This window comes from Flavobacterium foetidum (assembly GCF_004634245.1).
GTDB lineage: Bacteria > Bacteroidota > Bacteroidia > Flavobacteriales > Flavobacteriaceae > Flavobacterium > Flavobacterium foetidum.
Window position 1 is genome coordinate 17214 of record NZ_SJTF01000020.1, and the last position, 23856, is coordinate 41069.

A 23856-nucleotide genomic window follows, 5' to 3' on the forward strand; every position below is an offset into this window, starting at 1 on the left:
AATGAAGATTAAGGATATAGTCAATCGTGATATTGTTACGTTGACCAATTGCGAGCATGAACCCATACACATTCCTGGACAGATTCAGCCGCATGGTTTTTTAATAGGCGTAGATTTAAATTGGAAAATTGAATTCTGTACCAGTAATATAGCTGATTTTGTTGACGTACGCTATACCCAAGCATTAGGGAAAAAGTTTTCTGATGTCTTTGGAAAGGATGCAGAAAAACAACTTTTTACCTATATAAACGACGATAAAATTCAGAATGCATTTCCTCTTGAAATAGAGCTTCAGGGTAAATTGTTTCAAATCAGCATTCATAAGAGTTTTGACATTTACGTTCTCGAAGCAGAAACTTTGTTCAGCAGAGAAAAACTGGCTGATGTTTATACACAGACCATTCAGTTTGTGAATCAGATGAACAATACCAAATCGCTTAAGGATTTATGTGCGCTTGTTGCCGAAGCTACACGAGAGATAACTGGCTATGACCGCGTAATGATTTATCGTTTTGATGAACAGTATAACGGTGAGGTTTTTGCCGAAAGTTGCCGAGATGATCTTGAACCTTTTTTAGGATTGCATTATCCGCATACGGATATTCCTGCACAAGCCAGGGAGTTGTATATCCGAAATCAGCTCAGATTGATAGTAGATGTCGAATATGAACCGGTACCGATTTTTACTATTGACGACAAGGAAGAAAAAAATCTCGATTTAAGTCTTTCAATTCTCAGAAGTACATCACCAATTCACGTACAATATCTCAAAAACATGGGAGTTGGCGCAACACTGACCATTTCGCTTATTCATCGCGACCGTCTCTGGGGACTTATTGCCTGCCATCATTATTCGAAAAAGAATCTATCGCCAGAAATAAGACTAGCGGCCAAACTGCAAGGGCAATTCATAACTTCTCAAATCGATATCAGAGAGTCTAATGACGAAAATGAGAATGCTAAGAAGACAACACTAGCTCTTGAGCAGTTGACGAGCCTAGAATTTCCTGTTTTAAAACAAGCATTAGCAACTATTATTGAAGTGCCGCAATTGTTGCACATCTGTAATGCAGCGGGCGTTTCTGTAATCAGCAGAGATAAAATCTATAAAAGCGGGTTAACGCCTTCTGATGAAGAGATTACAAAACTGCTTGAGCTTATCACAGAACAAAAGGCAAGTTCGCCATTGGTTACCAATAAACTAAAAAATCTTTTCCCTGAAATCGAACTTTCAGATACTGCAGGAATTCTTTATCATGCACTTGGAAGCAGTGACCATATCATCTGGTTTAAGCCAGAAACGGTATCGGAGATTAGCTGGGGTGGCGATCCTGAGAAAAGTATTGTAAAAGACAGCAAGGGACTTCATCCTAGAAATTCGTTTAATATCTGGAAACAGATTGTGAAAAATCAAAGCAGCACATGGAAACAGTACGAAGTGTATGCCGCAACTCAATATGCGCACGCATTACATACACTGCTTATGGTTATTATGTTGAGCGAAGAAGAAGAAAAGTATAGAACCCAAAGTGAAGTACTGCGCGAAACCAATTCGGAACTAGAAAACATAAACTGGATCAGTACGCACGATTTGCAGGAACCGCTTCGCAAAATTCAGCTGATTACTTCTAAAATGATGTCTGAATTAGATGTAGTTTCCATCGAGTCTATTTCACATTCGCTACAGCGTGTGTTAAATTCAGCTGCCCGAATGAGAGTTTTACTCGAGGATCTTCTTAAGTATACACGTATCAAGAATACAAGAGATACGCTGCACAAAATTGATTTAAATTATATTTTGAAAGTTACAAAGGAAGAAATGAGCGAAATGATTTCTGAGAGCAATGCAGTTATTGAAAACGAAAATCTTCCAGAAGTGCATGCAATCGGTTTTCTGATGCGTCAGTTGTTTTCTAATATTATTCAGAATTCTCTAAAATACGCTGCTCCAGAAAGAACTCCCCTCATAAAGATAACCGCTTCTCAAGAACCTGAGCTGGTAAGCTATTCGGATAAAATCTACTGTCATTGGATCCGTTTTTCTGATAACGGAATTGGTTTTGACCAAAAGTACGCCGATTCAATTTTCAAAGTATTTACACGATTGCATAATCAGCAGGAATATACAGGGTCGGGAATTGGTCTTGCTCTGTGCAAAAAAATCATGCAGGCCGTAGGAGGAACGATTCATGCTGAAGGCAAACCAGGCATAGGAACCGCAATCACAATTTATTTTCCGTGCGATCCTCTTGATACGCTCATGTAATTTAGGATTTTTATTTCTTAAAAAAAGGACAAAGCCTCTAACTGATTATGTACAGCTAAAGGCTTTCATAAAAAAAACAGAATTACTTTATTGTGAGCGTATAAGCCGTTACAGATAGACTGCTGCTAAGCGTATTTCTAAATCTGATTCTGTTATACGTTCCCGCAGGAGTACCTGCAGGAATTTTTAATACTGCTCTGTAGGGGGTAAGGCTTACAATCTCTAAAGGATAGGTAACTGAGCTAGCCGTACTTACATAAACTTCTGCAGAAGTTAAGGTATTTAGCAGTCCTCCTCTTATTTCTATTGTTTCGCCCGCCTGTTTTTCGCTTGGAGTGCCGTACCTTTCAACAGAAAAGTATGTGGGTTCTTCAATACTGATTTTAAATCTTCCTTCTTCATTTACTGCCTGCATTGTATACGCACCGTTTTTTATACGCAAATCGTACATTCCAGGGGGAATGTTTTCAGGGAGAAAATAATAGACGCCATACTGTGTATATATTGAAGGAGAGGCCTCGATACCCATAAAGACTATTTCTGAGGTGTACTCTTTTTGGTCTGTCGCCGAAACGAAATAAACGCGACTGTCTTTTATGCTCAGCCAAAGGTTGTCTATAGCGGTTGTGCCTCCAATAGCAGAATTAATTTTTTTCTGTAAAAGACCTTTATACAACGTTTCGGCTCCACCAACCCAAGCTGTAGGTTCTTTTTGTCTGAAATCTATCTTTAAGGTATATTTTTTTGTGGTTCCAGCTTTTGAAGTAACCGTATAAACTGTTCCATCCTTAAAAGGAACTTCGGTTCCCGATGCAGGACTTATAGAGGCTTCGGTTCCAAGAATAATTTCGGGTTTAATGGTTTCAGGAAGAACGAGATGATTGCTCCATGTAACAACAATATTGTCTTCTGTCAATGCGGCGCTTATAGAATTGTCTTTTGTGTCTTTAATCGTAAAAGATTCTATTTGCGTATAGCCGGGAACTTGAACCACATCTCCAGGAATTGTATTTACCTTGTCGATATATTCTGTATCGCAGGACAAAAAGAGTATAGACAAAAACAGAATTCCGGTAAAAAGCAAGGAGAAATTGTTTTTTTGGGTCATGATGGTATTGGTTTTATTTTTAAACGATTATTTATTAATTTTGCCCTCATTGATTGCGGGTTTTTATTTTTAAAATGCCTGTATTTTCAATGCTTACGGTAATAAGGCCGTTTGACAATCATGGGAGAATGTTATAGGAAATGTATTTTGCAGTGATTGCCGGTCAGCTGGACTGCATTACTTTAGATTATATCATGATCCCATGTTATTTTTACATTGTTGTGAGTTATAAAACTTTGGTCCAGTTGTAGCTTATTGTACTGCTCGAAGCTCCCGGCGTAACAGCGGTAACTTTAACCAAATACACTTCAGATGCAGCAGAAGGAACAGTTATAGATTGTGAGTTCAATCCTGTTCCTGTTGATTTCCAGATTACAATAGCTTTTTCTGGCGTCATGATGTGACTGATAGGATTGTAAGAGTAATATCCCAGTCCATAATTAGATCCTGAAATAGTTCCATTATATCCTAGCACATTATATTTGTCTGTTGGAGCAGTACCTAGATTAGCATTTTTAACATCGATAGTGCTTTTCCAAACATCCCAGTCATCGCATACTTTTTCTAGCTCAACGGTACCAACGTACCAATTGTCGGTATTGCCTACAGGACGTATAGACGCACCATAAATTCCTTCCCATTCTACATTAACGCTGCCGATAGTTGCTGCTACAGGAGTCCAATTTGTGTAGGTAGACGAAGGAGCCTGCCATCTGTTTACTGTTACAGATGTTTCCGTCACTTCACATAATTCAAGAGCCGATTTTTTAGCGGTTTTACTGGTTGATTGCTGTCCCGCAGTTCCTTGTAATTCAGCAGTCTGATCCTCAGAGCTGCAAGATGTTAATGAAATAGCAGCCAATGCTATAATTGATAAAATTACTTTTTTCATAATTATTTATTATTTAGTAGATTAGTTGGCTTATCGCATTACCCTCGCATTCAATACAGGCATTTTTTATTTTAATTCTGATTCATTTATCTAAATCTTACAGGATATTTCATGGTTTTCGATAAATTATAACTTTCGATCATCAGCCAGTAATCGGTATTGGTTTCTAGGCCTGTTTCTGCAAATGTGGTAGCTCCAAAAACATATTTGATGGTGAATGTCGTAATATCGAGTCCTTCATTATATTGCTTTAATTGTAGTTTTTTATTTCCTTGCGCATCTACTACAAAAAGTTTAGTAACTTCATAAGATGGAACAAAATTTTGGCCTTTTATCGTAACGACGCCAAATACCGACAATGAAGATGTTGTCGTTGCAGTAGATAAATCATCTAAAATTAGTTCCGGCTGCTGTATTACTACTTTTACCGTATAAACGGCTGTAGTTCCGTCTGCCGCTTTTGTCGTATAGGTTACAGGTGTTTTGCTGAATACCGGAATCAATTCTGTAGCCGCCGGCGTAATCGTGGTTTTTTCTGGAAGCGTAATAGCGGTTTCTAAGTGCTGATATTCATAATAAGACGGGAGATATACCGTTATGGTTTTGTCCAGATTATTCACAACGCTATGTATGGCTTGCGTTTCGCCCGGATTTGTTACTTTAAAAGAGATGATTCTTCTAGCATCAAGATCGGTAATAATCTCTGTTTTTGTTTCTTCTTTTACATCTGTCCATCTTTCTTCCTCGTTATCACAGGAAGTTAATAGTGCCGAAAAAGTAAAAACAGAAAAAAAGAAAGTGGTTTTTAATTTGTTGATTAAAGGGTGCATAAGATTAGGATTGGTTATTTTATCTCAAATTTGGTGCTTCCTTTCGGAACCATTACATAATCAAAAGAATAGTACATGTGCGGCGAATCTCTAAACCATTCTGCCGAATTATAGAGGTCTTTGTAAACAGATCTCATTTTTATTTTGGCATAATTTCCGTTTGCGGTTTTAAGAATAATAGTTCTCGCCGGAATAATGGTTCCGTTAAACAAAGTCAACGGATCTCCAAGCGCATATGCTACGTGGGCCTTTTGAGGATTTTTTCCATCAGATACTACAATGCCATCAAAATCATACAAGTACCATCCTGTACCAGCACCAAAAGAACCTGCATCGTCTGTACCAACAAGGTCTATTCCGGTTTTAAACTGACTATCGGCCGGAATATCTACAACTTCATTAAAAGGTTTTGCAACAATAGCAATACCGCCCACGCCACCTGCCTGATAACCATTGTTTTTAGTGTCATTACCGTTATTTCCAGACAAGAAACTAGCGTACAGTCCGCCGAAAGCCATATCCCATTTTTTGGTTTTTTTATACGAACCTTCGACAGGTTTATTTTCTTCTAAGCTGTAATAAAGCGTTGCCGAAGGTGCTGTTGGATTTTCATCAGAGGTGCTTCCTTGAAAGTTTTTTACGCTGATTACTTTATAAAAAAGACCATTATCAGGTACCTCGGTATCCGGATTTTCAGTACCATTTTCTGATTCGGCCTGATTATCGTCTGATGAGCATGCTGTTAGGACGCTTATCATAATAAGAGCTAAAATGCTTTTTGGAAGTTTTTCAATTATGGTTTTGATTCTTTTCATGTGTTTATATTATTTTGTGCTTAAATTTTTACTGCCGTCGTGCTGTACAAAATATCTAAAGGTAAAATAGGGAGCAGGCCAGTTTAGGTCGGTTACTGCGGGAGGATTTCCTTTATAGGCATTGATAAGCTGCAGTTTTGCATATTTTCCGTTCGGAAGCCTTATTGCGTAAGTACGATCGGGAACAGCCTGCATAATGTGGCTGCTGAGGCTGTAATAAAACCAGCCAGCAGAGCTTTCAGAAGAAGACCAGCCAATCTTGGTAACTTCGCTTTTATCAAAATCACTGTCTGCTGGAGCCTGGCTCACATTAGCATAAGCTTGATCAATTTTAATGACAGCAGTATTTTGAACTGGCCCCTCATAACCGGGATTGTATTGATGCTTAGAGCTGTTTACATACACTTCGCTGTTGTACGGACCAGTAAAAGCAAGATCCCAGTCGGCAGTTTTCATGTATTGAGCAGAATCTGCTTTGGTATGCAGCCATATTTGTTTTTTGTCGCTTAAGCGAAAGAGGAAGGTATGGAAAGATCGTTGCTGTTTTCCATCTGTATTGCCTCCCATGGAAGCTCCCGTATCTCCTGCAAGATCTGTAATTACGGTGCTTTTTCCGTCTGAAAGAGATGCGTTGTTGTCATCTTCATTGCTGCTGCAAGCAGTTAAGGTTACTGCTGTCAGCAAAAGCAGTGTGTTGCGCCATTTTTTCATTGTTTGAGCTGTTATCATTATTAGGATTTGAGTATGTTGGTTAATTCTTATTAATCTTTAAAGAAACTGTAGCTTACGCCTGCAAGCAGTATGCGTCCAGGCTGTCCGGGCATCAGCGGATCGGTATAATCAAAAATGTTTTCGGCGGTGAAACGGATGCTGAGATGATCTTTAAGCAGTTTTTTTTCGATGTTGGCATTCATCAGCCAATAATCTTTCACGAAAGTGTCGTATTTGTCTATAAACTGATTGCCGTTGCGGTCTCCAAACGGGTATTTCCCTCTAAAATTTACTCGAATGTTAGCATTGATTTTCCAAGGCTCATAACGGTAAAAAACGGCTGCATTAGCCATATGGCGCGAACGATTTTCTATACCCCAATAATCAGATGGGCGGGGTTTGTATGAATTTCCAGTTGCTGGATCATGAATGTTTTGATTGTAAGGCCATTTGTTGGCTCTAATGCTGTCTTTTACGCTTAGATCTTTTGCAATTAGATATTGATAGCCGGCATTTATTTGCAAATTATTGAACGGACTAGATTTGAAGCCGATTTCGAATCCCTTATTAACCGTTTCCGGAAGGTTCTGGTAGGTATAAATAATCTGATTATTAGTACCAGTGGCAACCTGAATACTATTAATCTGATTGGTTATTTTATGAAAGAATGCTGAACCTTCGACTTTTAGCGCTTTTGAAGGTTCGAAAACCAATCCAGCATTATAAGAGGTGCTTTTTTCTGCCTCAAGTTTTCCAGCGGCTTGATTCAGAACATATTGTCTTGTTTCGCTTATTTGCCCTTCATTTTGCAATTGCTGCAAAGTCGGAGCAAGAACAGCATTTCCTATAACAAGATAATTACTGTTTGAATTGTAAAAAACTAAATAATTGGTTTTAAAATCTGGAGCTTTAAAACCAGTTCCGATTCCCGTCTTAAATGTGATTTTGTCGTTTATGAAATATTGAAGTCCAAAGCTTGGATTGATTCTTCCTCCAAAATTATTAGTATAGTCATAACGTAAACCTCCAACAGCTTTTAGTTTTTTGATAGGCGACCATTCACCCTGAATATAGGAGAAAAAGGTGCGTAGTGAGTTTACATTTGTCAGCGCATCATCGTTCATATTTTCTAAGCTGCCACCAAATCCGCCCACAAGTTCATAAGAGCGAGTACCGCTGTAAGAAAATTGCTGTTCGATACGATGCAAAGTCTGCTTAAAAACATCCTGACTAGTATGAGTTGTGCTTTCTTGCCAAGCGACACTCATGTCTGCACTGTAAAAGGTTAGGTAATATCTGGTAATGCTTCTGAGATTATTAGAAAAACGATGATCAAAAGAAAGAGAAAGATTAAGATCTTGTTCGTCTTGATTATCTCCTGAAATGTGGCCCAGACCAAAATCTTTTCGCATAAAGGAACGTCTTAACCCATATCGGCCGCTAAAATTGAGAAAACTTTTTTCACCCAATTGATAACGTGATCTTCCTTGAAGACTGTAATTGTCGTAGGGTGGAGAAGTGGTGCCGTTTATGTATTTTGAATTGGTGTTAAAACCGTCTGTACTGTAATAATTGGTAGCAAGATTTAGAGTTCCTTTGTTTTTTGAAAAAGGAGTTTCTCCTTCTAAAACCGCATCCATAATGTTTAAGGTTCCATAACTTACAGCAGCTTGTAATTGAGGCTCAACAACACCGTGTCTCGTTATAATATTAATAGTGCCCCCGAGAGCTTCGCTACCATAAAGACTTGAGGAAGCACCTTTTATGATTTCAATTCGTTCAATATTGGAGACGCTAATCCTAGAAAGATCAAAATTGCCGTTGTTTCTTCCAACCATCGGCTGGCCGTCAATAAGCACCATAATGTATTCGCTTCCAAAACCCTGCATCTGCACGCCAACCGATCTTGCGCCACCACTAATGTTGTTGACAATTGCTATTCCGGTTTGCTCTTTCAGAACTTCATCAAGTCTTCTGCTTCCCATGAGTTCGATGGCTTTACGATCTATAATTGTGACGGGCATTGCGCTGTATTGTGCATTAATCAAATTTTCGGGATTGTTTTTGGCACTTCGGCTTTTGTTTAGGATACTGACTTCGTTAAGGTCAATACCCGCCTCCATGTCAATCTGCAGCGGTGCTGTTTGTTGCCCGTTTAAGATGATTTTGTGTCTGTATTCTTTAAACCCCATACTCGTTACTTTTATGATATAAGTGCCATCTGATAGTCCAAAAAACGTAAAAGAACCGTCTGCATTTGTATGTGTTGTTTTGTTTGAAGGCTCGAGCTGTACAATTGCATTTTCTAGAGGTTTCTGCGAATGATAAATAAAACCGCTTATGTTTTTTTGTGCATTTACCGAAAATAGGGTGAGTAAAAGAAAGACATTGATAACATTCTTAAGAGGCTTTTTCTGGCTTTTAGGTTTCATTTCTATTTTTGGTCAAATCTATTTTTAGAGAACAATTAAAACTATTCTTATTTAGACTTGGTAAAAATAATAATTAATAATATAGTAATAGTATTTTTTTTACAGATTTGAATATTGTATTGTTTAACAGGGGTTAAATTCGATTGATTTTATTTATTAAGTAATTGTATATCAGTTTTTTAATAATATTTTCACAAAAATATATTCTTTGTTTTTTAAGAAAAAATTAACACTATTTAATCCTCTTTTTATAGTGTAAGAAAGCTTTTAAACAAAAAAACGCCTCAATGCTGAGACGTTTTATTGCTATAAACTGCTGAATTTTATTTAAGAATGATTAGCTTCTAAATAAAACTTTAAATTTGAGATATCATCTTTTACCACTTTTTCGAAGTATGGATTCAGCAGTTTTGCCGCTTTTTCTCCCACGATTCCAAGCGGAGCATGATAGGATATGGTAATATCTAATTCTGTCGCTTTGCCTTTTGGTTTAAAAACTACTTTGCCCGCATTTTTAATTGCCGAGTTTTCTATGGAATTCCAACTGAGGAGTTTTTCCTTTTCGTCTTTGATTATTTCCGCTCTCCAAGTTATTTTGCCGATACCAGCCGGCCCTTTTGCTGTCCACTCAGAGGTATTTGATGTAATTGTCTTTACAGACTCAAGGTGATTCATAAATTTTGGCAAGTTTTCCAGATTTCTCCAAAAAGAATAAACCTCTCCAATTGGCTTGTTAATAACACTATTGATTCTGATATTTACATTAGATGCCTTGTCATTTATCAAATGGTCTGCTGCATCATAGACCGGACAGTAACCTGAAATTCCTCTCAAAAGCATGGCGCTGGCAGTTCCTGTTTTTGTTACGCTTTTTTCTTTTGCAGACAATGCATTATAGAGTAGGTAGGCGCCACCTGCAATCATTAATAACCTTTCTGCGGTTGAAACATTTGTTTTTAGTGATTTTAATTTCTGTGTTGTGAGTGCTGCTGTATTCATGACTATGTTTTTTTGAATTATAATTTCTAATCCTTTAAAATTAAATGGTTTAAGTATAGATTTTTTATACTTTTTTACAAGATGATTACACAATTATATGTGGCTATTTATTCATTTTTATTTTATTGATAAATTCTTCGAGCCTTAAAGCATTAAATGCGGCATATGCTTTTTCATCATTATCAAAATAAACGAATACATCTTTTGTCTTGAGCCATTCGATACATTGTTCTGCCCAATCAGTCAATATTTGGTCAGAGTAGCTTCCTTGATATTTTGACGAACTGGGGCCATGCAGTCTCAGATAAATAAAATCTGCCGTAATTTTAATGGGAGAAGTATGCCCCGCCAATTCGTAAATGCAAAAGGCTGCATTGTAGTTCTTTAAAAGTACATAAATCGGATCTGAGTACCAGCTTGCATGTCTAAATTCGAATACAAAACGTTGATTTTGAGGAAGTGCCTGCAGGAAATCTTCTAACAGATCTATATTGATGTGAAGTGTTGGTGGTAGCTGCACTAATATAACACCCAATTTTTGGTCTAAAATTGCGAGTTTTTCTAAAAATAATTCTAGGCTTTCTCGAGGATCATGAAGCTTTTTTATGTGTGTAATGAAACGATTGGCCTTTATTGCGTAAACAAAGTCTTCTGGAACTGAATTTTTCCATTTCAAAAAAGTTTCATCAGATGGGAGTCCGTAAAAGGTGTTATTGATTTCGACCGTATTAAACTTCGAAACATAATAAGAAAACTGGTCTTTTACTTTCAGTTTTTCAGGATAAAACGTATTTCGCCAGTGTTTATAAGACCAACCCGAAGTGCCGATATGTAAGCTGTGATTTTTCATTGTTTTCAAATTGATTAAATCATTGATAAAAAAAACATCTGCACGCAAATGCAGATGTTTCCAGTAAATGAAAAAAAGTAACAAGAAATAATGCTTTATTATTCGATTGCCGCTACGTTCACCAAATTTAGCGCTACGTCATTCAAAAGGCAATCTGCTTCTTTTTCTTCCGCGAGAGTTTGTGTCAGTAGTTTAGCGGCGTCATTTTCTCCTAATGTCTTGGCAAAAGCAACCAATGTTCCGTAAGTGGCTATTTCGTAATGTTCAATTTTTTGTGATGCTGCAATAATTCCAGCATCTCTAACAGGACCTGGTGTTGTTTCGGTAAGAATTGTATCTCCTTCCTTAAGTAATCCGGCCATTGCTTCGCATTTTTTGCCTTCTGGCTTTTCTCCCAAAAGTTCAAAAATTTCGTCTAGCCTTGCCACTTGATTTTCTGTTATGGCGATATGTTCTGATATAGTACCTTTTAGTCCCGCAGACGAAGCATTAGCCACCATTTTAGGCAATGCGCTTACCAATGCATTTTCTGCCCAGTAAATGTCTTTAAGACTATCAATAAACAAGTCTTTTAATTCTGAAGCCGCATCTGCTGAGGGCTCTACAAAATTATTTTTAATATTGTTTTTTGCAGGCTTTGCCTGAGCCGCATTTGTTTGATTTGGTTTCTCTGAGTTTTTCATTTTTATATTTTTTTATTAATTATAAAGATTTGGTTCTCGTTGCCAAAAACGGTGCATGGTCATGGCAGCAATAAATTCTTGAGCGAATGATTGCGATGCGATTTCGCTAGTCACTATAATGCCCGCATCAGCATTACTTATTTTTTGTGAAAAAGGAGCTCCGCTGATTATTTCAGCAGCTTCTCCGTCTGCCCCTATAACTTTACAGTGTTTATAGGCATCGGTAAGATATTCAATAGCATCTTCATTTGCCATTAGTGCATTTAATCCTAATCCGTGTGGAACATACACTGCATCGAAAAGAACAGATGATGCGGTAAGGAAACTGAATTCGGCTGCAATTGCAGTATCGTTATCGGTAAGAACTGATCCTAAATGAGGCGCTATCACACAACCTTTGGCACCTTGTTTTTTAAGAGCATCTTTCATATTCATTACAGAACTCTCAGAAACTCCATCAGTACAAAGAATAGCTACTTTTCGTGATTCTATTGTTGGAGAATTCGTTGGGTTCTTAATCATGCTTAAGGCTTCTGAAAGGGGAATAGATTGCTGGCCATCTTTTGGCTCCTGTGTTCCTTCTTCTTCAGTTTCAGGCGAAACGCCTTTGTTCATAGGTGTTTCTGGTGCTGGTGGCACTGTAGCACCAAGTCCAATTGCCACTTTTTCGGCAAGTTCAGCATCAACTTGAGACAATAATCCAAGCATTCTTACTCTAATGGCAGTAGTTTCTACTTTTCCGAGTTCAAATCGGAAGGCTTTTACGATATGGCTTTTTTCTTCTGGCGTCTGACTGTTAAAAAATAATCGTGCTTGACTGAAATGGTCTGTAAAACTTTCGCTTCTTTCTCTTACTTTATGAGCCTCAATTCGTTCGTTAAAACTAGAAAAGCCTCCTTCGCTGATTTTTGCTTGATAAGGACAGCCACCTCCAAGTGAGTTTGGATGATAACTTACACGGCCTTTATTAATTTCCTGACGCATAAATCCGTCACGCTGATTGTTATGCACTGGAGCAACACTTCTGTTGATTGGAATTTCGTGGAAATTCGGTCCGCCCAGTCTTGTAAGCTGTGTATCGGTGTATGAAAATAGTCGTCCTTGAAGAAGTGGGTCGTTTGTGAAATCGATTCCAGGAACCACGTGGCCTGGGTGAAAAGCAATCTGCTCGGTTTCTGAAAAGAAATTGTCAGGGTTTTTATTGAGCACCAAACGACCTACAACGGTAACGGGAACTAACTCTTCGGGAACAATTTTAGTGGGGTCAAGCAAGTCAAAATCATAATTATGTTCGTCTTCTGCCGGAATGATCTGCACTCCTAATTCCCATTCAGGGAAATTCCCCATTTCAATGGCTTCCCACAAATCCTGACGATGAAAGTCTGGGTTTTTACCAGATATTTTTTGCGCTTCATCCCACACAACAGCATGAGTTCCTAATTTTGGTTTCCAATGAAATTTCACAAATACCGACTCTTCCGCAGCATTGACTAATCTAAAGGTATGAACTCCAAAACCTTCCATCATTCTATAACTTCTCGGAATTGCGCGATCAGACATCAGCCACATTATCATATGCGTAGATTCTGGCATTAGCGAAATAAAATCCCAAAAAGTGTCGTGTGCAGAAGCGGCCTGCGGCATCTCATTGTGAGGCTCAGGTTTTACGGCGTGAACTAAATCAGGAAACTTTGAAGCGTCCTGAATAAAGAAAACCGGGATATTATTCCCCACCAAATCAAAAACGCCTTCTTGAGTGTAGAATTTTACAGCAAAACCTCTCACATCGCGAGCAAGATCTGTCGAGCCTCGCGAGCCCGCAACTGTTGAAAATCGAGCGAAGACAGGAGTTTTTAGTCCCACTTCCTGCAAAAATCCAGCTTTGGTCAATTCTGGTATCGGATTGGTTACTTCAAAAAAGCCATGTGCACCAGATCCGCGGGCGTGAACCACTCTTTCAGGAATTCTTTCGTGGTCAAAATGGGTGATTTTTTCTCTTAGAATAAAATCTTCTAATAACGATGGACCTCTTTCGCCAGCCTTCAACGAATTGTTATCATCGTTTATGCGTACGCCTTGATCTGTAGTTAGGAATTTATTAGTGCCGTCTGATTTATTTACTGATAAATCCCGTTGTTTTTCATCTTGAAAGTTTTTCATGTTGTTTCTTGTTTGTTAAATACATTTAAGGATAAAAAATACAATCCTTAGCAGCAGATTTACAGCTTTTTAAAGATTGTTATTGATTTATGTTATCCAAATTTAATTTTTGGTTTTGGCTTGTTTTTATAAAATAAAACTTAATAATTGTAGAATTACCACAATAAGTTTTAAGCCAAAAAATGCCGGCTTGATACACCGGCATTTTTTATTTTTTATCTTCATTATTCAATTTGTCATCCCATTCTGGTTCTTCACCTTTAAATTTTTGCGTATCGGGATCGTAATTTTTATCATTAGTCAATACTTCATCATGATCCTTGTATTGATGTTTTCTAGTATCGGTTCGATGGTCAGAACCGCCTCTTTTACTGTTGTCCGGATTTTGATTATTAGTTTTCATAATATCATCGTTTTAAGTTTTAAATAAAATTAACTCGTTGGGTGAAATTATTTTCAACACATAGAAACATAGCTTAACTAAACTTAAAAAAGGCTTTTCACTAGTCTAAATGCACATAGTTTAGCTATGTGTGGAAACTGTTTCTTCCATTTTCTTTTTTCGGCACAAAAAACTATGCTTCTATGTGTTAAAATGCTTTTATTTTTTTAATTACACCCAACGGGTTAAAATTAGTCTAATATCATTAGTCAGAACTTATAAAATCACAGCTCAATTTTATAAAATGCTACGATTACAGCGTTTTAGCACTCACTGGCAAAATAAAAAAATGAGAATCGAGTCTTTAAAAAAATTAAATGAGTTAATATCTACCGCAATAAAAGCGTACCTTTAAGAAAGAAGAAGCCGGTAGCGCCATTTTGCCAACTAGAAATCGGCTTTATTTTTAAAAAATATTTAAAATGAAACTACAATTAGAGACACTATATAAAAACAAAGAAAGCGTCAACGACCACTTTCTGCAAGACGTTATCGACGGACTTACCCAGAATCCAAAACAGCTGCAGTCTAAATATTTCTATGATAAAAAAGGAGATGCTCTTTTTCAGGAGATAATGGCAATGCCAGAATATTACGTTACGAGATGCGAGATGGATATTTTTCAGAATAAAACCAAAAATCTTGCGACAGAAATTCTCGCAGATGGCAGTCCGTTCGACCTGATTGAGCTTGGTGCGGGAGATGCCTCAAAATCGCTACATCTCTTAAAATATCTGCAGCATACAGGAGCTGAGTTTACTTATATGCCAATTGATATTTCTGGAAATATATTGGAAATTTTGGACCAAAAGTTAAAGACTCACATTCCAGATTTGGATATTCTGTTGCTTGAGGGCGATTATTTTGAGATGTTGCAGAAAGCCTCCAACGTATCCTCCCGTAGAAAAGCGGTACTTTTCTTAGGCAGCAATATTGGAAACATGGAGCTTTCAGAAGCTTCAGATTTTTGCTTCGAATTACGAAAAAATCTTAATCAAAAGGATATTGTTTTGATTGGTTTCGATTTAAAAAAAGATCCGCATACCATTTTAAATGCATACAATGACCCTAAAGGAGTTACGGCTTCCTTTAATCTCAATCTGCTGGAGCGTATTAACAGAGAGCTTGACGGAAGTTTTGATCTGAGAAAGTTTGAACATTACCAAAATTATGATCCCTTGAGTGGTGCTTGCAGAAGTTATCTGGTAAGTCTGGAAAATCAAAATGTCAATATCGGAATCCATTCGATTGATTTTAAAAAGGATGAAGTGGTCTATATGGAAGTCTCTCAGAAATTTTCCATAGAAGACATTCAGGATTTATCCGATTCTAACGGATTTAAACTCAACAAAACAATTATGGACAGTAAAAAATGGTTTGCAGATGCTTTCTGGACCGCTGTTTAAACAATTACATTATGAAAGAAATAGAAACTTATAGCCATACAGAAATTCTAGAGCAGTACAAAACAGTACGTTTGCATTCTGAAGAAATCTGTCGCCCACTAGAAATAGAAGATTATGTTGTGCAACCTATTGTAGATGTTAGTCCGCCAAAGTGGCATTTGGGCCATACCACTTGGTTTTTTGAGACCTTTATCTTGGTTCCAAATTGGGCTGATTACAAGGTATTCAATAGCGAATACAATTTTGTTTTCAATAGTTATTACGAAACTGTCGGAGCGCGAGTGGTCCGTACAGATCGAGGAAATCTAAGTCGTCCGTCTGTTGCAGATGTGTACCGTTATCGTACTTATGTCGATGATCAGATGCAGAAATATTTGATAAACGAAAATTTAAGCGACGAAATTATTTCCTTATTAGAGCTTGGTCTAAGTCACGAACAACAGCATCAGGAATTGTTGCTTTCTGACATCAAATATATCTTAGGCCATAATCCGCTTTTTCCGGCTTATAGCGAAAAACCTTTTTTTCAGGAGCTGAGATCTCCCAATGAGGGGTTTACTATGATGCGTGAGGGAATTTATGAAATTGGCTTTAACGGAAAAGGTTTTAGCTTTGACAATGAATCTCAAAGGCATAAAATGTATCTTGAAGATTATGAAATTTCCAATACGCTGGTAACCAATGCAGAATATCTTGATTTTATAGAATCTGGAGCTTACTCAGATTTCAGACATTGGCATTCAGAGGGCTGGGAATGGGTAAAGGAGCAAAATGCAAATTCACCGTTATATTGGCATTTTATAGACGATAAATGGATGTATTACACGCTAAACGGATTAAAAGAAATTGACCTTTCTGAACCCGTATGCCACATCAGTTTTTATGAAGCATCTGCTTATGCCTCTTGGAAGGGAATGCGTCTGCCGACAGAAGCAGAGTGGGAGGCAGCTTCGGATTTTTTTGATTGGGGCGAGCGTTGGGAATGGACAGGAAGCGCTTATCTCCCGTATCCTGGTTATAAAAAAGAAGCCGGGGCAATCGGTGAGTACAATGGCAAGTTTATGATCAATCAAATGGTTTTAAGAGGAGCATCTGTTGCAACTCCTAAAAACCACAGCCGTAAGACGTATCGCAATTTCTTTCATCCAAGGCTGAGATGGCAATTTACAGGAATTCGCTTAGTTAAATAATAGTAATTTTTAGATTGAATGGACTACAATTTTGATGAAGTTATTAATAGAAGAAACACAAATTCTGTTAAGTGGGACGAAACCGATTCTCCCGATATATTGCCGATGTGGGTTGCCGACATGGATTTTAAAACGGCTCCCGAAATCATTCAAGCACTTGAAAATAGAATTTCGCATGGTGTATTTGGCTATAGCGTAACATCAGCGGCATTTTTTGATGCTGTCATAATGTGGTGGAAAAAACGACACGGTTTTTTGCTTCAAAAAGAATGGATATTGCCTGTAGTTGGAGTAATTCCTGCAATGTCGGCGGCGATACGTGCTATTACAGAAAAAGGAGATAAAATAATCATTCAGCCTCCTGTCTACAATCATTTTTACAGCACTATAGAAAATTCAGGAAGAGAAATTGTAGAAAATAATCTGATTTATAAAGATGGTTTTTATACGATTGATTTTGATGATTTAGAAAAAAAAGCCTCCGATTCTAAGGCGAAAATAGCAATAGTATGTAATCCGCATAATCCCGTTGGTAGGGTTTGGACAAGGCAAGAGCTAAATCGAATAGCTGAGATTTGTAAAAAGTATGGGGTAGTTGTATTCTCTGACGAAATCCATTCTGATATAGTATTAAACGGAGAAAAACATATTCCCTTTGCGTCGCTTGATCATTCGCTTGTGTCAAATTCGATTACTTTTAGTTCGATAAGCAAAACTTTTAATCTCGCCGGGCTACATGTAGGGTATGTGTTTACAACAAATGAAGAATTGTACAGCAGTGTAAAATCTGTGTTGGTAATGCAGGAGATGGAACTTTTAAGTCCGTTTGCCACGACGGCACTTATTGCAGCTTATGAAAAAGGAGAACAGTGGCTAGAGAAGCTAAAATCCTACGTTTACGAAAATTTTCTTTTTTTGAAACAATATATCGAAGAAGAACTTCCTCAGGTAAAAGTAATGCAGCTGCAAGCCACCTATTTAGTTTGGCTAGACATTCGTTCTTTTAAATTGTCGTCTGATCAAATCGCCAAAAGACTTTTAGACAATCAAAAGCTTTGGGTGAATTCTGGAACTATGTATGGAAAGGCAGGAGAAGGCTTTTTACGAATCAATATCGCTTGTCCGAAAAAAATACTGCAGGATGGATTGCAAAGGATAAAAAAGGAACTTTTGCAAGAATAAACAAAATTGACCGCAGAGAACGCCAGTAGATTTAGCTGGTGGTTCTTTGCGGTCAAGCTGTTTTTTTTACTATTCTTTATGAATTGAATTACTTTATGAGGAAAGATTAAATCACACCAAGATCTTTTGGAATGCTGTTGTCTTCAAAGTACTCTGTACTGCTAGCTTGAGTTTCCAAAGAAGTAGAGAACTCACTGTCAATATAGGTAGATTCTTCACCCCAGCACAAAAGCTGTTCTTTCGTCGATTGGTAAAAACGTTCAACGTGTTTACGCTCATAATTTTCCATATACATTGGAGAATCTTCTGAAATGTGTACCTGTTGCTTAAAATCTTGGTAATTTGCTGTTCTCATGGTGATGTCTTTTTAAGTTATATTTTTTCTGAAGTATCTGATTGATTGTATGAAGCAAATTTATATCGAGTAATCACCAAAATTTTACATAATTTTCATGAATAGTTATTTAATTTTCAGTTCGTTATGTTGTTAAATGAAATTGTTAACGTTATTTTCTATAAAAATTGAGAACTGAAAAAAACTATGAATTGATTTTTATAGATTTGTAAAATCTATGCACTGCCCAAATTAGCTTGGGGAAAATTATAAAATCAAAAGACAATGAAATCTGTTACTTCAATATTTTTATTTTTAATGCTGTTTACAAATTCATATTCGCAGCTGAGTTCAGATAAAATATTCGAAAGCTTTAAACAAGGAGAACGCACAAATTGTTCCTCTATTGCCTTTATCAAGGCAGCTTTAAATATATACGGATTGGATAATCTGTTTGTGACAGAAAAACAAGCCGACGATACATTTAAAATAACATTAAAAAACAACGCATCGTTTACTCTTAATAATAATGAACTTCAAAGAGCAAGAATATCCGCAGGTTTTGTATTTATTAAGGACAATTGCGAAAGCGAAAAAATTATCGAGTATGCTGTTCTGACTTATGCAGTTATGGCAAAATACAAACAGATTATCGATAAGGAAGAAACTTTTGATAAAGCGCTCGATGATTTAGAAAGCGGTGAGGTTTATACTCCTACAATCTACAAATACTTAGGATTTCAGTTGGGCAAACAAATACAGAAACTGAAACGACAATCAGGAAGCGAATATTGCGGTGTTGTTGCATGGTCCACAGCTCATGCCGTTTTTGTATGCGAAGACTTCATGGATTATTACGGCAACAAAAAAAGCCTTTGGATTAAGTATCCGGGCCGTTTTAGAATAATTAAATCGTAAAAAGAACATTTTACTAAAGTTAAAAAATGTCTTTTCTGTATAGTATTTATCATTCTTTAAAAGTAGAAATTGTGTTATTTTACTTATAAAAATAAACTATATAAAACAAAAGCTATTTTTACGGCAAAAAAGAAATCAATAAAGTTGTGTTTTAACATTATTTACATATTTTTGTTTCTATCAACCCAATTACATAAAAAATGAAGAGCAAAATTATTTTATTTAGTTTCCTTTTTATCTTGGCAAGCGGTGCTGTTTCAGCGCAAGCTAAAAATGCACCAAGAAGTATAATCAGTACAACAGCCCTAATCCGCAAATACCACGATCAAAAAGAATTGAGTGGAATGCAAAAAGGAGAACTTTTAGAATTGTACATCGAACGTATTAAAGTTTTGGTTAAAACTCTTCCGTACATCGCTTTGGTTACAAAGCCAGGTGTTACTATGGCAGACTTAGGTATTCCAGACGATAGTGAGCACAAAAAAGTATTAGATTTGCAGGCTACAGGAACTTCGACATTCCTTGATACCACAGTCGAGTTTCAAAGAAAGATGATGCCATATTCTGATAAAGGAAACCTTATTGCAGCAATCTTATTTTACGAAAACACTTTAAAATCTTTACACGAGTTCAACGAATTGAACGAAATGTAATACTTATAAAAATATTCAAAAACCTCCAAAGTGATTCATTTTGGAGGTTTTTTTATTAAAGGTACCGAGCAATTGCAGATGTTTCTTGCCTTTTATGAAAATGGATATAACAAATTACTCAGTTTTGATGCGTATCTTTGAAATAGAAAAAAATAAGCCATTTATGAAAAAGATAGGATTTTTATCATTTGGGCATTGGTCGAATCATCCTTCGTACCAAGCTCGTACGGCAGCAGATACACTGCTCCAATCCATCGATTTAGCTGTAGCGGCAGAAGAGATAGGCTTAGACGGCGCTTATTTTCGTGTACATCATTTTGCGCAGCAGCTTGCATCGCCCTTTCCGCTGCTTTCTGCAGTTGGCGCGAAAACTAGCAAAATCGAAATAGGAACCGGTGTCATTGATATGAGGTACGAAAACCCATTGTACATGCTGGAAGATGCCGGTGCAGCTGATTTGATTTCGGAAGGACGCTTACAGCTGGGAATAAGTAGAGGATCGCCAGAACAGGTTATAGACGGCTGGCGCTATTTTGGTTACGAACCCGAAAAAGATGAAACTGATGCTGATATGGGACGTCAGAAAGCATTGCAATTTTTAGAGGGACTCAAGGGTGAGGGATTTGCAGAACCGAATCCGTACCCAATGTTTCCAAATCCGCCAGGATTGCTTCGAATCGAGCCGCATTCTGAAGGACTAAGAGAACGAATTTGGTGGGGAGCCGCCTCTAATGCGACTGCCGTATGGGCCGCCGAAAACGGAATGCATCTGCAAAGTTCTACTCTGAAGTATGACGAAAACGGAAAGCCTTTCCATGTACAGCAAGCCGAGCAAATCAGGATTTATAAGGAAGCTTGGAAAAAAGCAGGACACCAGCGTGAAGCAAGAGTTTCTGTAAGCCGTTCGATTTTTGCACTAATGAATGATCAGGACAAGTATTACTTTGGAGCGCAAGGAAAAGGAAGCGATAGTTTTGGTTATATCGAACGCGATAAAAGAGCGGTCTTCGGGAAAAGCTATGCAGCCGAACCTGATCAATTAATCAAAGAACTGCAAGAAGACGAAGCCATAAAAGAAGCAGATACCTTGCTGCTTACGATTCCTAATACTTTAGGAGTTGATTATAATGTACATATTTTATCTTCAATTCTTGAACATATTGCTCCAGCATTAGGTTGGCGATAAGTTTCATAAAGCACCAATTAAAAGCCCTCATGTCCGAGGGCTTTTGTTTTTCTAGGAAGTACTTAATATTGTTTTTTATTTGAAGAAATAATCAAACTACCATACTCTGGAAAGAATACGCCTAAAAATGGATAATTTGTCTATTCTTTTGATCAATACGTCCATACATTGGATTGAGGTTTATTATACTTTTATTTTCGATTAAAAACTCAATTTTTCTTTCGATAAAAACTTTAGATTGTTTTGGTAAAAAGAAATCTTATAAATAGATAAGAATTAGTAAAGTTTGTCGAAAGTGAGACAGAAAATAAATTTAAAAAGATTAGTTAGTTAGAGATTTTTGTTTGTTTTTATTAAAGAGGGAGGTTAATTAAATGTTTAATCTCCCTTCTTGTTTTTAATGTATAATGTGATAATTATTTAATTTTTAGGATATGAAAAAAACAACTCTTATTAAGGATGGCAGTACCTTAAAAAATCTTTTCTTGTTGTCTGCATTGCTGCTTTTTTATTCTGTAAAAGCACAGGATAAAAACAATGAAAAAACAAAAAACGCGGCAGCAGTAATTGAAAGATTAATTGGTAATCGCGTCAATGAGTTTGAATTAAGCATCGTTGAAGACAAAAGAAATGCCGATTGGTTTGAAGTAGAGACCGCGAATAACCATGTCAAAATAAAAGCTCCAAATAATACTACGCTTTGTTATGCTGCGTACAATTTTCTGAGAGACATTGGTGCTGTTTTGGTTAGCTGGGAAGGAAACAGAGTTAATCTGCCTAAAACCTGGCCCAAATATTCAAAAAAAGGGGATACCCCATTTGAATATAGAGAATATTTAAACGCTTGTACTTTTGGCTACACAACGCCGTGGTGGGACTGGAAGCGCTGGCAACAAGAAATTGACTGGATGGCATTGCACGGAATCAATCTCCCGACGGCTATGGAAGGTCAGGAAGCGGTATGGCAGGAATTGTGGAAAGAATATGGATTATCAACTGCACAATTAGACTCTCATTTTGCAGGTCCGGCTTATCTGCCTTGGCAGCGAATGGGAAACATCAATAGTCTGGAAGGTCCGTTGCCACAAGAATGGTTCGTCAAAAAAGAAGCACTTCAAAAGAAAATCTTAGAAAGAATGCGTGATTTAGATATGCATCCAGTCGTTCCGGCTTTTAGTGGTTATGTGCCAAAGGCTTTCGCCGAAAAACATCCAGAAGCTAAAATAACCGAATTGAAATCTTGGTCAGGTGGCGGTTTTGCAAGTACTTTTCTGTTAGATTCTAAAGATCCTCTATTCAAAAAAATTGGAAAACGTTTTATTGAGATTTATACAAAAATGTACGGTAAATCTAATTTCTATTTAGCCGATTCTTTTAACGAAATTGAACCTCCTGTTACAGAACATAATAAATATGAAGAACTTTCTAATTACGGAAGCGCTGTTTATGAAACTATAAATGAAGCGGCTCCTGGTTCAACTTGGGTTATGCAGGGATGGCTTTTTGGTGACAATAAAGAATTCTGGACCAAAGAAGCTACAAGCGCTTTTTTAAGCAAAGTGCCAAATGAGAAAGTGATGGTTCAGGATTATGCCAACGATAGATATAAGGTATGGGAAAATCAGGAAGCTTTTTATGGCAAACAATGGACATACGGTTATGTACATAATTATGGAGGATCTAATCCAGTTTATGGAGACTTGAATTTTTATAAAGATGAATTGACTAGCTTATTGAAAAATCCAAATAGAGGAAATGTGGTAGGTTACGGAGCAATGCCTGAAGGGTTGAATAATAATTCTGTTGTATACGAATACATTTATGATCTTCCGTGGACTAAAGGAGAGCAGCCTGTAAACGATTGGTTGACCAAATACCTATATGCAAGATACGGACAAGCCGCTTCAAAACCTGTTTTTCAGGCTTGGGAATTATTATTGGAATCTGTTTATAATGTAAAATACTGGGAAACTCGTTGGTGGAATGACTGGGCGGGGGCTTATTTGTTCTTTAAACGCCCAACTGCAACCATTACAACATTTAAAGGAAATCCTGGAGACAAGAAGAAATTGAAAGATGCTTTGGATATTTTAAGCAAGGAAGCCAAAAAATACGATAAAAAGAATCTTATTCAGTACGATTTAATCGATGTGACAAGACATTATTATTCGCTTTCTATTGACGAAGATCTGATTGAGTGTGTAAAAGCTTATCAGCAGAAAGATGTTTCGAAAGGAGATCAGCTTTTCAGAAAGATAGAAAAACAAGCTTTAGATATAGATAAAGTAATGTCGGGCCAGCCATTAAACAGTTTGGATCAATGGGTAAAATCGGCTTCTGATTATGCAGATAGTCCGGCTGTTTCTAAATTATATGCCAAGAATGCCAAAACCTTAATTACGCTTTGGGGAGGAGAAGGACATTTGAATGATTATGCTTCAAGATCGTGGCACGGAATGTACAAAGGATTTTATTGGCCAAGATGGAAAATGTTTTTAGAAGCCTTGAAGAATGCAGCTGCAAATAACGCTTCTTTTGACGAAAACAAAGAAAGAGAATTAATTAAAAATTGGGAAATTAAATGGACAGAAGAAAAATAATGCAATACTTAATTGCGATTAATTCGTATATAGACTAAAAATTAACCTATTCTTTTAACCTAAACTCAAATAACACTAAAAATTATGAAATGAAAATTACCGAAATCGTTTTATTAGTAAGTTTTTAATTATAGAAAATTATAAAAATAACTTTGCCAACCCTTGATAACACTGACATTATAGAAATTATCCATGTTTA

The 23856-nt window shown here is 36.9% G+C and carries 20 protein-coding genes; 8 read left to right on the forward strand and 12 right to left on the reverse strand.

The genetic code is table 11. The features are described 5' to 3' along the window. Window position 1: 1 nt before the first annotated feature. Window positions 2-2266: an ATP-binding protein gene (locus tag E0W73_RS20035; RefSeq protein WP_135223821.1), complete on the forward strand. Its 2265-nt coding sequence runs from the start codon at window positions 2-4 to the stop codon at window positions 2264-2266. Window positions 2267-2348: 82 nt separating this feature from the next. On the opposite strand, the gene E0W73_RS20040 is transcribed toward E0W73_RS20035, so the two are convergent. The 11 genes from E0W73_RS20040 to E0W73_RS20090 all read right to left on the reverse strand — a co-directional run bounded on the left by E0W73_RS20040 (window position 2349) and on the right by E0W73_RS20090 (window position 14149). Then, window positions 2349-3374, reverse strand: a complete 1026-nt coding sequence (locus E0W73_RS20040) for a hypothetical protein (protein WP_135223822.1) — start codon at window positions 3372-3374, stop codon at window positions 2349-2351. A gap of 226 nt (window positions 3375-3600) precedes the next feature. Beyond that, window positions 3601-4266, reverse strand: a complete 666-nt coding sequence (locus E0W73_RS20045; protein ID WP_135223823.1) for a hypothetical protein — start codon at window positions 4264-4266, stop codon at window positions 3601-3603. A gap of 86 nt (window positions 4267-4352) precedes the next feature. Then, window positions 4353-5096, reverse strand: a complete 744-nt coding sequence (locus E0W73_RS20050; RefSeq protein ID WP_135223824.1) for a hypothetical protein — start codon at window positions 5094-5096, stop codon at window positions 4353-4355. 14 nt (window positions 5097-5110) lie between these two features. Then, window positions 5111-5911, reverse strand: a complete 801-nt coding sequence (locus tag E0W73_RS20055; protein WP_135223825.1) for an HmuY family protein — start codon at window positions 5909-5911, stop codon at window positions 5111-5113. A gap of 9 nt (window positions 5912-5920) precedes the next feature. Further along, window positions 5921-6622, reverse strand: coding sequence for an HmuY family protein (locus E0W73_RS20060; RefSeq protein WP_244248527.1), 702 nt, complete (start codon window positions 6620-6622; stop codon window positions 5921-5923). A 50-nt stretch (window positions 6623-6672) separates the two neighbouring features. Continuing rightward, window positions 6673-9054 (reverse strand): TonB-dependent receptor, encoded by a 2382-nt coding sequence (locus E0W73_RS20065; protein WP_135223827.1) that lies wholly within the window; start codon window positions 9052-9054, stop codon window positions 6673-6675. 327 nt (window positions 9055-9381) lie between these two features. Next, entirely contained in the window at window positions 9382-10053 is a 672-nt protein-coding gene (locus E0W73_RS20070) for an SRPBCC family protein (protein WP_135223828.1), read from the reverse strand. Window positions 10054-10156: 103 nt separating this feature from the next. Beyond that, window positions 10157-10903, reverse strand: a complete 747-nt coding sequence (locus E0W73_RS20075) for a DUF72 domain-containing protein (protein WP_135223829.1) — start codon at window positions 10901-10903, stop codon at window positions 10157-10159. A 98-nt stretch (window positions 10904-11001) separates the two neighbouring features. Further along, a complete protein-coding gene (locus tag E0W73_RS20080) occupies window positions 11002-11586 on the reverse strand; it encodes a YciE/YciF ferroxidase family protein (RefSeq protein WP_135223830.1) in 585 nt (194 codons plus the stop codon). Between the two features lie 15 nt (window positions 11587-11601). Then, window positions 11602-13746, reverse strand: a complete 2145-nt coding sequence (locus tag E0W73_RS20085) for a catalase (RefSeq protein WP_135223831.1) — start codon at window positions 13744-13746, stop codon at window positions 11602-11604. 208 nt (window positions 13747-13954) lie between these two features. Then, window positions 13955-14149, reverse strand: a complete 195-nt coding sequence (locus tag E0W73_RS20090; RefSeq protein WP_135223832.1) for a hypothetical protein — start codon at window positions 14147-14149, stop codon at window positions 13955-13957. Window positions 14150-14610: 461 nt separating this feature from the next. On the opposite strand from E0W73_RS20090, the gene egtD reads away from it, so the two are divergent. Genes egtD through E0W73_RS20105 form a run of 3 tightly spaced genes read left to right on the forward strand, consistent with a single transcriptional unit; the run spans window position 14611 to window position 17966 of the window. Beyond that, complete coding sequence (gene egtD / locus E0W73_RS20095) at window positions 14611-15594, forward strand: L-histidine N(alpha)-methyltransferase (protein ID WP_135223833.1); 984 nt, start codon at window positions 14611-14613, stop codon at window positions 15592-15594. An 11-nt stretch (window positions 15595-15605) separates the two neighbouring features. After that, window positions 15606-16784, forward strand: a complete 1179-nt coding sequence (egtB, locus tag E0W73_RS20100) for an ergothioneine biosynthesis protein EgtB (protein ID WP_135223834.1) — start codon at window positions 15606-15608, stop codon at window positions 16782-16784. Between the two features lie 18 nt (window positions 16785-16802). Further along, window positions 16803-17966 carry a MalY/PatB family protein gene (locus E0W73_RS20105; RefSeq protein WP_135223835.1) on the forward strand — a complete coding sequence of 388 codons (1164 nt, stop codon included), beginning with the start codon at window positions 16803-16805 and terminating at the stop codon, window positions 17964-17966. A gap of 106 nt (window positions 17967-18072) precedes the next feature. Here E0W73_RS20105 and E0W73_RS20110 read toward each other — a convergent pair whose 3' ends face one another. Beyond that, the gene (locus E0W73_RS20110; RefSeq protein WP_135223836.1) at window positions 18073-18321 is read right to left on the reverse strand and encodes a hypothetical protein; all 249 of its coding nucleotides are present in this window, start codon (window positions 18319-18321) and stop codon (window positions 18073-18075) included. A gap of 264 nt (window positions 18322-18585) precedes the next feature. Here E0W73_RS20110 and E0W73_RS20115 point away from each other — a divergent pair, with 264 nt between their 5' ends. The 4 genes from E0W73_RS20115 to E0W73_RS20130 all read left to right on the forward strand — a co-directional run bounded on the left by E0W73_RS20115 (window position 18586) and on the right by E0W73_RS20130 (window position 23657). Beyond that, entirely contained in the window at window positions 18586-19218 is a 633-nt protein-coding gene (locus E0W73_RS20115) for a hypothetical protein (protein WP_135223837.1), read from the forward strand. Between the two features lie 200 nt (window positions 19219-19418). Beyond that, window positions 19419-19871 carry a hypothetical protein gene (locus tag E0W73_RS20120; protein WP_135223838.1) on the forward strand — a complete coding sequence of 151 codons (453 nt, stop codon included), beginning with the start codon at window positions 19419-19421 and terminating at the stop codon, window positions 19869-19871. Between the two features lie 163 nt (window positions 19872-20034). Next, window positions 20035-21057 (forward strand): LLM class flavin-dependent oxidoreductase, encoded by a 1023-nt coding sequence (locus E0W73_RS20125; protein ID WP_135223839.1) that lies wholly within the window; start codon window positions 20035-20037, stop codon window positions 21055-21057. A gap of 434 nt (window positions 21058-21491) precedes the next feature. After that, window positions 21492-23657, forward strand: coding sequence for an alpha-N-acetylglucosaminidase (locus tag E0W73_RS20130; RefSeq protein WP_135223840.1), 2166 nt, complete (start codon window positions 21492-21494; stop codon window positions 23655-23657). Window positions 23658-23856 lie beyond the last annotated feature (199 nt).